Origin of the sequence: Aeromonas sp. 603607 (assembly GCF_049171595.1) — a bacterium.
GTDB classification, from domain to species: Bacteria; Pseudomonadota; Gammaproteobacteria; order Enterobacterales; family Aeromonadaceae; genus Aeromonas; species Aeromonas veronii.
Genome location: NZ_JAAKOV010000007.1, coordinates 20,055 through 33,560, shown reverse-complemented (window position 1 = coordinate 33,560; position 13,506 = coordinate 20,055). Strand labels below are relative to the sequence as shown.

13 protein-coding genes are annotated in these 13,506 nt (G+C 56.9%); 8 read left to right on the top strand and 5 right to left on the bottom strand.

What is annotated here, in order from left to right; all coding sequences use genetic code 11:
* Positions 1 to 148: 148 nt before the first annotated feature.
* The 7 genes from G5315_RS08550 (at position 149) to G5315_RS08520 (ending at position 6,513) form a co-directional block, all read left to right on the top strand.
* Positions 149 to 517, top strand: coding sequence for an ArsR/SmtB family transcription factor (locus tag G5315_RS08550; RefSeq protein WP_005338181.1), 369 nt, complete (start codon positions 149 to 151; stop codon positions 515 to 517).
* A 4-nt stretch (positions 518 to 521) separates the two neighbouring features.
* Complete coding sequence (gene arsD, locus G5315_RS08545) at positions 522 to 890, top strand: arsenite efflux transporter metallochaperone ArsD (RefSeq protein ID WP_005347398.1); 369 nt, start codon at positions 522 to 524, stop codon at positions 888 to 890.
* Between the two features lie 27 nt (positions 891 to 917).
* Entirely contained in the window at positions 918 to 2,681 is a 1,764-nt protein-coding gene (arsA, locus tag G5315_RS08540; RefSeq protein WP_421205392.1) for an arsenical pump-driving ATPase, read from the top strand.
* A gap of 108 nt (positions 2,682 to 2,789) precedes the next feature.
* Entirely contained in the window at positions 2,790 to 3,854 is a 1,065-nt protein-coding gene (gene arsB, locus G5315_RS08535) for an ACR3 family arsenite efflux transporter (RefSeq protein ID WP_323912798.1), read from the top strand.
* Between the two features lie 47 nt (positions 3,855 to 3,901).
* A complete protein-coding gene (arsC, locus tag G5315_RS08530) occupies positions 3,902 to 4,327 on the top strand; it encodes a glutaredoxin-dependent arsenate reductase (RefSeq protein WP_042054966.1) in 426 nt (141 codons plus the stop codon).
* Between the two features lie 358 nt (positions 4,328 to 4,685).
* Complete coding sequence (locus G5315_RS08525; RefSeq protein WP_421332893.1) at positions 4,686 to 5,897, top strand: NupC/NupG family nucleoside CNT transporter; 1,212 nt, start codon at positions 4,686 to 4,688, stop codon at positions 5,895 to 5,897.
* Between the two features lie 466 nt (positions 5,898 to 6,363).
* Entirely contained in the window at positions 6,364 to 6,513 is a 150-nt protein-coding gene (locus G5315_RS08520; protein WP_005347375.1) for a hypothetical protein, read from the top strand.
* Positions 6,514 to 6,695: 182 nt separating this feature from the next.
* Here G5315_RS08520 and G5315_RS08515 read toward each other — a convergent pair whose 3' ends face one another.
* Positions 6,696 to 7,472, bottom strand: coding sequence for a BPL-N domain-containing protein (locus G5315_RS08515; protein WP_323912796.1), 777 nt, complete (start codon positions 7,470 to 7,472; stop codon positions 6,696 to 6,698).
* Positions 7,473 to 7,816: 344 nt separating this feature from the next.
* On the opposite strand from G5315_RS08515, the gene G5315_RS08510 reads away from it, so the two are divergent.
* Positions 7,817 to 8,359, top strand: a complete 543-nt coding sequence (locus G5315_RS08510; protein ID WP_421332892.1) for a metal-dependent hydrolase — start codon at positions 7,817 to 7,819, stop codon at positions 8,357 to 8,359.
* Between the two features lie 382 nt (positions 8,360 to 8,741).
* Here the strand turns inward: G5315_RS08510 and G5315_RS08505 are convergent, their stop codons facing one another.
* From G5315_RS08505 to trpB, 4 genes are all read right to left on the bottom strand, one after another.
* On the bottom strand, positions 8,742 to 9,611 hold the full coding sequence (locus tag G5315_RS08505) for a hypothetical protein (protein WP_421332891.1): 870 nt from the start codon (positions 9,609 to 9,611) through the stop codon (positions 8,742 to 8,744).
* Positions 9,608 to 10,384, bottom strand: coding sequence for a HipA family kinase (locus G5315_RS08500; protein WP_421318038.1), 777 nt, complete (start codon positions 10,382 to 10,384; stop codon positions 9,608 to 9,610). The genes G5315_RS08505 and G5315_RS08500 overlap by 4 nt, the downstream gene beginning before the upstream one ends.
* 1,092 nt (positions 10,385 to 11,476) lie before the next feature.
* The gene (gene trpA, locus G5315_RS08495) at positions 11,477 to 12,283 is read right to left on the bottom strand and encodes a tryptophan synthase subunit alpha (protein WP_421332890.1); all 807 of its coding nucleotides are present in this window, start codon (positions 12,281 to 12,283) and stop codon (positions 11,477 to 11,479) included.
* On the bottom strand, positions 12,280 to 13,473 hold the full coding sequence (gene trpB, locus G5315_RS08490) for a tryptophan synthase subunit beta (protein ID WP_005338139.1): 1,194 nt from the start codon (positions 13,471 to 13,473) through the stop codon (positions 12,280 to 12,282). Before trpB ends, trpA begins: the two co-directional genes overlap by 4 nt.
* Between the last annotated feature and the right edge of the window lie 33 nt (positions 13,474 to 13,506).

Sequence of the window (13,506 nt, the reverse complement as noted above, 5' to 3'; positions counted from 1 at the left end):
GGTCATCCGCGATTGTTGTTCACTCGTCGATTCTCCAGTCGGCCCGCTTTGATGCCAGAACCTCGTATCTTCGCTTCGGTACGTATCTTGATCATTTCAATAATTCTTGTATAGTTGAAATGAAAAGGTCGCACCAAGGGGAGTGAAGATGAACAAAGAGATGGCCACCAAGGTCTTTGAATCGCTGGCATCCGGCATCCGGCTCGATGTATGGCGGCTGCTGGTGAAGGCCGGGCTGGAGGGGCGGGTCGCGGGTGAACTGGCCAGCGAGCTCGATATTGCCCCCAATACCCTCTCGTTTCACCTCAAGGCGATGCTCAATACCGGTCTGCTGTCGGTGGAACAGGAGGGGCGTTTTCTGCGCTACCGCGCCAATATTCCCCTGATGCTGGATGTGATCGCCTACCTTACCGAGGAGTGCTGCGCCGGTCATCCCGAGGCGTGCGGCGTGATGCGTGCCGAGTCAGCCTGCTCCCCCCATGTTCTGCCTGCGCAGCCCTGCTGCAACAAGGAGTAATGCCATGTCCTCCATTCAGATTTTTGATCCCGCTCTCTGCTGCTCCAGCGGTGTCTGCGGTACCGAGGTTGATCAGGCTCTGGTCACCTTCGCAGCCGACCTTGCCTGGGCCAAAGAGCAGGGAGTGGCCATCGAGCGTTTCAATCTGGCCCAGCAGCCGATGCAATTTGCCGAGACACCTGCCGTCAGCGCTTTTCTGACCCACGCCGGGGAGGAGGGGTTGCCGCTGGTGCTGGTGGAGGGACAGGTGGTGTTGACCGGCCGTTACCCGAGCCGCAGCGAGCTGGCCCGTTATGCCGGGCTGCCTGCGCCACAAGCTGCCATCAAGGGGATCGTCAAGGGCGGCTGCTGCTCCGGCAGCGGTTGCTGCTGAGTCGTGACGCACCATTCGGGAGAGGCTATGTACCATTTTCTGACCAATCCACCGCCGTTTCTCTTCTTCACCGGCAAGGGCGGAGTAGGCAAGACCTCGCTAGCCTGCGCCAGTGCGGTGGCGCTGTGTGATATTGGCAAGCGGGTGCTGCTGGTCAGCACAGATCCTGCCTCCAACGTGGGGCAGGTGTTTGCCACCGAGATCGGTAATCGCGTCACCACCATCGCCGCTGTGCCCGGTTTGTCGGCGCTGGAGATAGATCCCCCGGCGGCGGCCAAAGCCTATCGGGAGCGGATCGTCGGGCCGGTGCGCGGCAAGTTGCCCGAGAGCGTGGTACGCAGCATCGAGGAGCAGCTCTCTGGCGCCTGTACCACCGAGATCGCCGCCTTTGACGAATTCACCGCCCTGCTGACCGACCAAACACTGCTGGCCGAGTATGACCATATCGTCTTTGATACGGCCCCAACCGGCCACACCATTCGGCTGCTGCAACTGCCGGGCGCCTGGAGCGAATTTCTGGAGCAGGGCAAGGGGGATGCCTCCTGCCTTGGCCCGCTGGCGGGGCTGGAGAAGCAGCGCAGCCAGTATAGCGACGCGGTCGCCGCCCTGGCTGATGCTGCCCGCACCCGGCTGGTACTGGTGGCGCGCGCCCAGCAATCCACTCTGCGGGAAGTGGCTCGCACCCACGAGGAGCTGGCTGCCATCGGCTTGCTGAACCAGCAACTGGTGATCAATGGCCTCTTCCCCGAAGGCGCCATTGCAGGAGATCCGCTGGCAATGGCGCTCTGGCAGCGCGAGCAACAGGCTCTCGCTCAGATGCCGCAAGGGATAAAGGGGCTGGCGCAGGATCATATCCCGCTGCTGGCCACCAATCTGGTAGGGATCGATAGTTTGCGGCTGTTGCTGCAATCAGAGGGAGCAGCCGCTCAATCCCCGACAGTACCGTCCACTGTCAAACAAGCCCAGCCCGAGTTGAGTTCGCTGCTGGACGAGCTGGCCGCCGATGGTCACGGCCTTATCATGCTGATGGGCAAGGGCGGGGTAGGCAAAACCACCCTGGCTGCCGCCGTGGCGGTGGAGCTGGCGAGCCGCGGTTTGCCGGTGCACCTCACCACCTCGGATCCCGCCGCGCACCTGAGCGAGACGCTGGCAGCTAGTCTGCCCCATCTGGAGGTGAGCCGCATCGACCCCCATGCCGAGACCGAACGTTACCGTGCCCAGGTGCTGGCCACCAAGGGAGCAGCCCTGGACGAGCAGGGGCGGGCACTGCTGGAGGAGGACTTGCGCTCCCCCTGTACCGAGGAGATCGCCGTGTTTCAGGCCTTCTCGCGCATTATTCGCGAGGCGGGCAAGCGCTTCGTGGTGATGGATACTGCCCCCACTGGCCACACCCTGCTGCTGCTTGACGCCACCGGCGCCTACCACAGGGAGATCGCTCGCCAGATGGGAAACAAGGGGCTGCACTTCACCACCCCCATGATGCAGTTGCAGGATCCCAAACAGACCAAGGTGTTGATTGTGACGTTGCCCGAGCCGACGCCAGTGCAGGAGGCGACCAATCTGCAGGCCGATCTGCGCCGGGCTGGCATCGAGCCCTGGGGCTGGCTCATCAACCACAGCTTGCAGCAAGCCGCGGTCAGCTCACCGCTGCTGCAACTGCGGGCCGAGCGCCAGTTACCCCATATCGAGGCAGTCGAGCAGCAACACGCCAGCCGCTACGCCGTGGTGCCACTGCTCGCCGAGGAGCCGGTGGGGCCCGATGCCCTGCGCCGCCTCTGCCAGTACCATTGAGTCGCCGCCCCGGTCTGCTGCCGGGCGGCTTGAATATGCCGTTACTTGTTATAAACCCGTGTTTTGAACCAATAGAAGATGCGAAATTGCGCCGCATCGGGAGCTGTGATGTCTGCAACATGTGATGCCAAGGCCGTGCCTGCCATCGGCTTTTTTGAACGTTATCTGACCGCCTGGGTCGCCCTCTGCATTCTGGTGGGGATTGGCCTCGGGCAAGGTTTGCCGGATCTCTTCAAAGCGATCGGTGCCATGGAGGTGGCCAAGGTCAACCTGCCGGTGGGGCTGCTGATCTGGGTGATGATCATCCCCATGCTGCTCAAGATCGATTTTGGCGCCCTGCATCAGGTGAAGGGGCATCTCAAGGGGATTGGAGTCACCCTCTTTATCAACTGGCTGGTCAAACCCTTCTCTATGGCCTTTCTCGGCTGGCTCTTTATCCGCGTGCTGTTTGCCGACTGGCTGCCAGCGGATCAGCTCGACAGTTACGTAGCGGGGCTGATCCTGCTGGCGGCGGCCCCCTGCACCGCCATGGTGTTTGTCTGGAGTCGCCTCACCAACGGCGATCCCTACTTCACTCTGTCGCAGGTGGCGGTGAACGACCTCATCATGGTGTTTGCCTTCGCGCCGCTGGTGGCGTTGCTGCTCGGGGTCTCCAGCATCGTGGTACCGTGGGATACCCTGCTCACCTCTGTGGTGCTCTATATCGTTATCCCGGTCATCATCGCCCAGCTGCTGCGCAAGGCTTTGCTGAAAAAGGGAGAGGACCATTTTGACGGCGTCATGACCCGCATCCAGCCCTGGTCGGTGGCCGCCCTGCTGCTCACTCTGGTGCTGCTGTTCGCCTTTCAGGGCAACGCCATCATTGAGCAGCCGCTGGTTATCGCCCTGTTGGCGGTGCCGATCTTGATCCAGGTGCTGTTCAACTCTGGCTTGGCTTACTGGCTCAACCGCAAGGTGGGGGAGAAGCACTCGGTCGCCTGTCCTTCCGCTCTGATCGGTGCCTCCAACTTCTTCGAGCTGGCGGTGGCCGCCGCCATCAGCCTGTTCGGCTTTCACTCCGGCGCGGCGCTCGCAACCGTGGTCGGGGTACTGATCGAGGTGCCGGTCATGCTGCTGGTGGTGCGCATCGTCAACGCCAGCAAACCCTGGTACGAAGCGGGGCTGAGCCGCTAACTGATGCAATCCATTTTCTATTCACTTGATTCATGAGAGACACGCAAATGAGTGCAATCACCATCTATCACAACCCGGAATGTGGTACCTCCCGCAACACCCTGGAGCTGATCCGTAACAGCGGTGTGGAGCCCACAGTCATCCACTATCTGGAGACGCCCCCCTCCCGTGACCAGCTGGTGGCGCTGATCGCCGCCATGGGCATGCCAGTGCGCGACCTGCTGCGCAAGAACGTGCCTCCTTACGAGGCGCTCGGACTGGCGGAAGATCGTTTCAGCGATGATGAACTGATCGATGCCATGCTGGCCCACCCTATCCTCATCAACCGGCCTATCGTGGTCACGCCCCTCGGCACCAAACTGTGCCGCCCATCCGAGGTGGTGCTCGATATTCTGCCCGATCAGCAAAAAGGGGCCTTCGCCAAGGAGGATGGCGAGCAGGTGGTGGATGCGAGCGGCAAGCGCCTCAAGTAATCATCTGAACGCTCAGGTACGGATTGAAACAGGGCCAGCTTCACGCTGGCCCTGTTTCGTTGTGTGAACAAGTTGAAAAAGTTACTGCGGCCAATCGTTTTACCGCTTTTTATGTGACGATGATCACTGTACCATCGCCGCCCGACCTGCCACCCGGCCGCATCTCCCCCTGCGACGGCGCTGGCGTCACCCGATACATGCTGTCACCCGGAACGTGAATGACCCCAGGATGGGACCCGCCACTAACCTGTAGGTTTGTGGTCTGCGTGTCGCGTGGGTCGGCACCTCTCCCGCCGGATCTCCCGCGACGCCTGTCTGCAGACTTGCCATATGAAACTCCTCTCTTCATAGGTGCAAGATGACACTGTTATTGAGTCTGGTCGGTATGCTGGCCCTGATGTTTATCGCCTGGCTGGCGAGTGAAAACCGCCGAGCCATCCGCTGGCGAACCGTGCTGGGTGCGCTCGCCCTGCAAACCGGTTTTGCTGCCCTGGTGCTCTATTTCCCCCCCGGACAAATCATGCTCGGTGCCATGAGCAATGGCGTCTCCGCCCTGCTCGGCTTTGCCGACAGCGGCATTCGCTTTGTGTTTGGCGATCTCGCCAGCAACGGCTTTATCTTCGCCGTGCGGGTGCTGCCGCTGGTGATCTTTATCAGCGCGCTGATTGCTGTGCTCTACCACTTCGGCATCATGCAGTGGGTGATCCGGGTATTGGGCGGCGCCATCCATCGCCTGCTCGGCACCAGCCGCGCCGAGTCACTGGTGGCCACCGGCAATATCTTCCTGTCGCAAGGGGAGTCGCCGCTGCTTATTCGCCCCTTCCTTGCCGGCATGACCCGCTCTGAACTCTTTGCGGTGATGACCTGCGGCATGGCCTCGGTGGCGGGCTCGGTGCTGGGCGGTTACGCCGGTCTGGGGGTGGATCTTAAATACCTCATCGCCGCCTCCTTTATGGCGGCGCCCGGTGGCCTGCTGATGGCCAAACTGCTGGTGCCGGAGCAACAGCAGGTGAGCGATCAGACCGAGATCACCCTCGACAAGAGCGACTACAGCAACGCCATCGACGCGCTGGCGGGCGGCGCCATGGGCGGCATGAAGATCGCCGTGGCCATCGGTACCATCCTGCTCGCCTTTGTCAGCGTCATCACCATGATCAACGCTGGCCTCACCGCCGTAGGCGAGTGGTTCGGCTGGGCCGATCTCTCCCTGCAGCAGCTGCTGGGCTATCTGTTTGCTCCGGTGGCCTGGCTGATTGGCGTGCCCACCAGCGAGATGATGGCGGCAGGCTCCCTGATTGGTCAGAAGGTGATCATGAACGAGTTCGTTGCCTATCTGGACTTTGCCAATATCAAGGCAGATCTGAGCGCCCACACCCAGATCATCATCACTTTCGCCCTCTGTGGTTTCGCCAATCTGGGCTCTATTGCAGTGCAGCTCGGCTCCATCGGCACCATGGCACCGGAGCGCCGCCACGATGTGGCCAATATGGGCTTCAAGGCGGTACTGGCGGCGACCCTCGCCAACCTGATGAGTGCCACCCTGGCCGGGATCTTTGTCTCGCTGGCCTGATAGCGTGAGGTAATAGCCGGCTAGCCGGCGGCTCAAACAAAAGACCCCCTCTTACCGCTGGGCAATAGGGGGTCTTTTTATTGGTTTCGCCGGTTGGGCAACTGCGCTGCCTGCCTTTGAAAATGGTAGTAGCACTGCTTAACGCCATTTCGGCGCAGTGCCAGATAATCCGGTTCGGCGATGAGATCTGCTCCAGCATGGGACTACGCCAAACCGGGTTACTGCGTATGCCTTTATCACCTTTTTGGCGGGGGACGTGGGCCTCGTTGCGTTTCGCGTAACGGGGCGGCAGCCGCTGCTACAGCGTGTCACCGTGCAGAATGAATAGTTTTTTAGATTGAATGTTGCATATTCAATCGATTATTTAGTTGGGCGTTTGGGGGATGAGTGGTGTCTGAATAGGGGAGCAGGTTGGCCAATGCGCCGTCAGCCAGTCTTTAAGCGGTCATACAAAGGAGACACTCTGATGGAAACACTTGACCTTAACATCGACACCATGCGCGAAGAGTTCCAGCTTCAGGAGCGCAAAAAAGCCCAAGAGAAGTGGCAAGCCCGAGTCGATGAGCTGCAACAGTTGCGGGGTGGGGAGAGACAACCGGAGGAGCAGGAAGAGTAGTGCTCGTTCCCGGGCGAAAGTTGAGGTAGCGAACGCTTTGTATCGGCTACCCGTGATCTGCCACCGATAAAAAAACCACCGACCTTTTGCAGGTAGGTGGTTTTTTTATGGATTGCGGTCGATTGGATGGCCTGACTTCCGGGCCGATCAATGGGAGCAAATCCAGGGGCGTAGGGATGCGACTAATTCGAATGGGTGACGGGCTCTTCGGAGAGCAACTCGTTGACGAGTCCAACGGCTAGATGAATATTCGACTCCATCTTGTCGCCGTCCACTGCGTTCGCTTTCCATGATTCGGGGGCTTCGGGGTGTGGCCCGGAAACCGCCACCTTGCCTTTGCCATATGAGCTGATCAACGCGGCAATATGATGGTTTTGAAAATGGGCGATAACCTTGACCTGCTCGGGGCTTGGCACCGGCGTAAATTGCGGGCCGGCCTGGTAATACATCTGGCGCTCTTCACCAAACCAGGTGATCGGGAAGATCCTGGCGCTAAAGTCGCCGTCATAATCATCGGATGTCGCAGGAACAAGGCCCAGCGCCGGCACAAAGCCTTCGTCCTCAGACCAGCCGGTGGATGCCACAAAGGCACCCCCACAGATCCCGAGGTAGTGGCCACCGCTTAGCAAATAGGTTTTTAACGCCGAACGCGCTTGCGGGGTAAACGCCTTGAGGAGCGGCTCCACATCGTCCTCAGTGCCGCCAACGATAAACACCCTGGCATTATCTAGCTCTGCGGGCAGCTCCCCGATATTGGAGAGATACCTCACTGGCAAGCCCACCTGCTTGACCACATCTGCAATCGCTCTGGTGCTATCCCCATCAGAAACCGGCCCGTTATAGATCAGCGCGTACGGCTCTTGCTGCAGCTGCGCAGAGGCGGCCTCTGCCATGCATCCTGTCATTAACCAAAGGCTGATAACGCTCGCAATCCGCACGACGCTTTTTGGTACATTCATCGTTGCCACTATCCCTGTGATGTGAACCGAAGAGACTACTTATCACGATCCCGTTCTGTATGTCAGCCGCTGTTAAATGAACATTTCAAGTTAACGTGCCAAGGCTGATTGGGCCTGCGTTCGACACACAGCGAACGAGCCAATACAGAGGGACAAACCACAGGATTTCGGCCCCTGCTTCGGAGCGCGTGCAACCGCCGTCTCACATCTTCCTGTGTGACGCCTCTTCTGGCTGATGGATAAGGATTCGAGGGGGAAACCAGCAACATAAGAGGGCGCACTTCACCTTCACTTCACCGAGCGGGGGTAGGGTAGGCTCACGTTTTCAGTTGGAGCTTCACTCTATGCCCACCATCGTCACCCACGCTGCCGTACCTCTCTGCCTTGGACTGGGGCTTGGCAGCCGGATTATCCCGCCGCGCCTGCTGCTGGCAGGGATTGCCATCGCCATGCTGCCCGATGCCGATGTGCTCGCCTTCAAACTGGGGGTCGCCTACGGCCATGTCTTTGGCCACCGTGGCTTTACCCACTCACTGCTGTTCGCCTTTGCCCTGCCCACGCTGGCCATGCTGTGTCACCGTCAACTTAGGGCAAGCGCCACCACTGTCTGGTCGTTTCTGCTGATCTCGCTACTCTCCCACAGCTTGCTCGATTCCCTCACTACCGGCGGCAAGGGGGTTGGCTGGCTCTGGCCGTGGCGTGACGAACGTTTCTTCGCCCCCTGGCAGGTGATCCGGGTCGCCCTCTTTAAGCTGGAGGCCTATCTCACCGCCCGAGGCGAGGCGGCGATCCTCTCCGAGCTCTACTGGGTCTGGCTGCCGGGGGTTGTAGTGATGCTGGTATTGATGGGATGGCGGGTGTGGGGCAGGGGCCCTAGGGGATGCTGAGACTGGTGGCCAAGTGATGAAGATAGTCATAACTGTGCCACTGTATGGCACAGAGAGCGAGTAGGGCTGATGCTCCCAAGGCACCCTGATCCCGGTGTCGGAGCAATACACGCAATGCATGTATTATGCAGAGACCCAAGATCGTCAGGTAAATGATGGCTAATGCCACTTCAATTAAATCCGATATACCGTATGTATCATTCGGATTGTGATAAAGCTGGTCATAGCCAAAGGCGCGAAATCCGGGTCTGATCAGAAACAAGGAAAAGCAGAGGGTGGCCAAAATTCTTGTTTTTTGTTTTGTTTTTTCCATGTAGTAGTCAGTGCCGAGACGGAGATGGGGGGAAATAGGAGCCCCTATCGTTTCGGTGGTTGAACTTCTTCATGCGGCTGACTTGTGAATGTGCTCAGCGGCTTTCACTGCACTATCAGTGCTAAAAACTGAAATGTTCTCTTGCTCAGCGACTTCTTGTACTAACTCCAAGTTGCTCTTTATATTCTCGATTGATTTTTTGGGAATCGTTGGATCTGTAAAAGAGGGGCGCCCAATAATTATCTCGAATTTTTGTGGCTTTATAAGGATCTGAGATTTTTTAAATGTCTCTAGATCAAGAAGTTTTGCTTTCACAAAATTGAGTGATGAAGATATGTTTGTTGGAACTAGTAGTGCAAAATTGGATGCGTATATGTCATTAGAGAATCCGAAAGTAGTATATATTCCACTGTCACCAATCTTAATTTTCCTTTTAAGAAAGGCGGTTAGGTCAGGATTGATAACTCTAAGCTCTTCAGCTATATCGGTAGCCCACCGAGATGAATATTTTCTCGCTTGGCCATCCTCATTATCTCTATCTGCCTCTAGTGATAAAGTGCTTAAACTTGCTGAGAGTCTTATTGCCTGCCTGAGAATTCCGTTCAAATCATCATCTGATGCACTGACCGCATTTCCACATATAACACCTTCGAATGGTGCATTCCAACCAATTAAATTGCCGTTATCAATAATATGTTTTTTGGCTGAGGATATAAGCCAATCAATCATATTCTTGATGTTTTTTGACTGTGCACCATATAGGCAATCAAGCAGTTCGCTACGGATCGCTTGTATTACGTTGAATTCAGACGAAGCACCAATAGCTACAACGGCGACAGTTACGCGCTCGCCAGAGCCTACAATCGGTTCCAAGTAGATAGCATGCCATACGCCTTTATAGGTGGGGAGTTCAGGAAATATACTATTAAGAACACTCATAGTGCCAGTTCCTGTTGTTGTAAACATAACCTTTGTTCTAAAAGAGTATTGAGCATACAAGATCTTTCTTCAAGGAAATCTATCACAGCGACAACGTCCTCATCACTTAAATATGATGTGCCATACGTTTTTTCAGAGATTAGAGTGAATGGTATATTTGAGTATTGTGGTGTTATATTAGACTGCGCATCTCGGTTAATTTTATATTTTTCAAACTCACTTTTGGGTTTGTAAAAACTATCTATTATTATGTTTTTTTCAGAGATGTGGTTTGATTTACATCCCTTTGGAATAGATAGTCCATGGTCTATAAAAACGAAATCACTAGAGCCGTCAAATAATATATTTCCACCATGTCTATCTGGATTCGCTATCCACTCGTCAAAAACACCAATGTTAAGTGTTTTTTTGAACTCTGAAAGTTTATCTATTAGCTCATCGTTGAGCCCTCTCCTTTTTAAACTAGGATAAGCGGAGTCTTCAGAACCAAAGGCTAATTTATACTCTCCTAGTGGAATGCTATTCAATGCATCATGGTCTACTTTGACGATTAATGGTAAAGGAATTGGTAATCCAAGTGCTCGGCCAATAATCGCACAGACACACTCAATGTAAATTTCTCTTTCTGGAATTAATTTGACATATGCAACTATCACTTCTTTATGCGTTTTTACATGAGCTTTAAATGTTGCGTTTATATTGCCATTGTCGTTGATGGGCTTGCCTCCAGGAAGCATAGTCCCTACTTTAACTTGTTCAATATCAACTTTCATATACTTTATCCGAAGAAGTGTGGCATATATTTATATTTTATTAGTGATCATAAAGTTAATCATAACTTTTATTTAATATGATATCTCGTATGTTGGACTAAAAATATTAGAGTAGTGCTGACGAAGTGAAGCCCAACGTTTACCGAGAAATATATCGGTAAATCAATTTTTGTGGATCAATCACATCCTTATTTATCTCGCTCTGTTTGGCGCAATAATGCTCGTCTGTTGGACTTCGCTATAGGCTGCGCCAACCTGTAAAAACTACGCTACCGCCCCTGAGTGACAGCCCCCAGTTTGCTGCTGTTAACCTGCGAGATAGCAACAATCGCTGTAATGGCGTTCTTCCGAGAGGTTGATTGTCATTCGGGTATCTTAAGGGGGCTGGTGGCGCGTTGAGAAGCGTGTTTTGGCGGGAATCAGTGCTGGATCAATAAATTAGTCATCAGTAGTATTCAATTTGAGCAAATTCGGTTGCCGTAGCTTCCCCTCACCCCAGCCCTCTCCCAAGGGGAGCGGGGGCTTGTTCACTGTTGCACGGTCGCCTCAGGCGGGCACGGTTTTGATCCCCCTCTTATTCGCTGAGGCGAGTCCTCTTGTCCAGGCCGCGAGGCAGGACGCCGAGCGAGCTGCGTTGGGCTATGGGCAAAATCGGGAAAGGGCGAGCACCGCTCGACCCGATTTGGCGCGAGAACACGGATGTTCGAAGCGGGCTTTGGGCGAAGCCATGGATGGCGGAGGCCAAAGGCCCATCGGCGCGTGCCGTTTGACAAGAGGGTGAGCCGAAGGTACCCGACGTCAGTCGGGCGAATAAGCGGAGGAGAAGACTTTTGGTGTGATTTGCTAAAGAGAGCGGGTCTTTCCAAAGTCACTCGCCCCAGCCCGAAGGGCGGGCGAAACTCTGTCGAGGGCGGCGCCCTCGTGTCCTGCGTGGCGAAGCCGCGCCATAGCATCAGCATCAATTCCGCGAACGTCTGATTACGCTTCGCTAATCAGACCTACAAGGGTGGCACCAACCAGGGATGGTGGATAACAAAGGGAGCCCGCTTGGGCTCCCTTGCTTGTCATGGGGGTGGGCGTTTGACTGAACGCTTAGCGCAGGGTCGCCGCCTTCATCCCTTCCACAAACTCTTTCAGACGGGTGAGCATATGTTCCGGGTTTTGGTGGTGGGTCTCGATGATCTTCACCACGGCGGAGCCGGAGATGGCACCGGCGGCGCCAGCGGTAATCGCTTCACGCACCTGAGCCGGCTCGCTGATGCCAAAGCCGAGCAGGGCGGGGGGGGCGTTGAACTCGCGCAGGGTGTTGATCAGCCCCTCCACCGGCATGCCGGCCTTGGTCTCGGCACCGGTGACGCCGGCGCGGCTCACCAGATAGGTGTACCCATTGCCGAGCTCCGCCACCTGTTTCAGGGTCTCGGCGTCGCCATTGGGCGGGGCGATAAAGATGCTGTCGATGCCGAACTTGTCGGCGGCCGCCTTGTAGGGGGCGCACATCTGCACCGGCACGTCGGCGACCAGCACCGAGTCCACGCCCGCCTGCTGGCACTTCTCGTAGAAGCCGTCAATTTTGCGCACATAGACCAGGTTGGCGTAGACCAAGAGGCCAATGGGCAGCTGCGGGTACTTGGCGCGGATGCGGCCAAGCAGCTCGAAGCAGTCGTCCGGGGTGGTGTGGCTGGCAAACGCGCGCAGGGCGGCGCCCTGAATGGTGGGGCCGTCCGCTACCGGATCGGAGAAGGGAATGCCGAGTTCGAGGGCATCGGCGCCCCCTTCGACCAGCGCATCGACGATGGCTAGCGACAATTCGGGGGTGGGGTCACCCAGCATCACGAACGGCACAAAGGCGCCCTGATTGGCCGCGTCCAGACGGGAGAAGAGTTGTGCGTAACGGTTCATGACAATGTTCCTTCTTTCTCGAAAATGTCAGCGACGGTGAAGATATCTTTGTCGCCACGGCCGGAGAGGTTGACGATGAGCACCTGCTCTTTTTCCGGTTCACTGCGGGCCATCTTGAGGGCGTGGGCCAGCGCGTGGGAGGACTCCAGCGCCGGTATGATGCCTTCGGATTTGGCCAGCTCCTGGAAGGCGTCCAGCGCCTCTTTGTCGGTCACCGAGGGGTACTCGGCGCGGCCGATGGCGGCCAGGTGGGCGTGCTGCGGGCCGACGGAGGGGAAATCCAGCCCCGCCGAGACAGAGTAGGACTCCTGGATCTGGCCCTGATTGTCCTGCATCAGGTAGGAGTGCATGCCAAAGAAGACCCCCTTGCTGCCGTGACCGAGCGGCGCACCGTGCTCGCCACTCTCGATACCGTGACCACCCGGCTCGACGCCGATGAGGCGCACCGACGGCTCATCGATAAAGTCGGCAAACATGCCGATGGCGTTCGACCCGCCGCCGACGCAGGCGATCACCGCATCGGGCAGCCGCTCTTCCTTCTCGAAGCACTGGGCCTTGGCCTCTTCGCCGATCATCTTCTGGAACTCCCGCACGATAGTGGGGAAGGGGTGTGGGCCGGCGGCGGTGCCGAGCAGGTAGTGGGCCGACTCGTAGTTGGCTGCCCAGTCGCGCAGCGCCTCGTTGCAGGCATCTTTGAGGGTGCTGGAGCCTGAGTGCACCGGAATGACGGTGGCGCCCATCAGCTTCATGCGAAAGACGTTGGGCTTTTGGCGCTCGCAATCCTTGGCACCCATATAGACCCGGCACTTGAGGCCGAGCAGGGCGCAAGCCAGCGCAGTGGCCACGCCATGCTGACCAGCGCCGGTCTCGGCGATGATCTCGTTCTTGCCCATCCGCTTGGCCAGCAGCGCCTGACCCAGCACCTGGTTGGTCTTGTGGGCGCCGCCGTGCAGCAGATCTTCACGCTTCAGATAGAGTCGGGTCTTGGTGCCCTTGGTCAGATTGCGGGTCAGGGTGAGCGGAGTCGGGCGACCGGCATACTCGGTCAGCAGGGACTGAAACTCGGCGATAAAGGCCGGATCATCCTTGGCGTCGACAAAGGCTTTCTCCAGCTGGAGCAGGGCCGGGATAAGGATTTGGGGTACATACATACCGCCAAATTCACCGAAAAACGGGTTGAGCAGGGTCATGGCTTCTTCCTTGTATTAGCTAAATCGAAATAT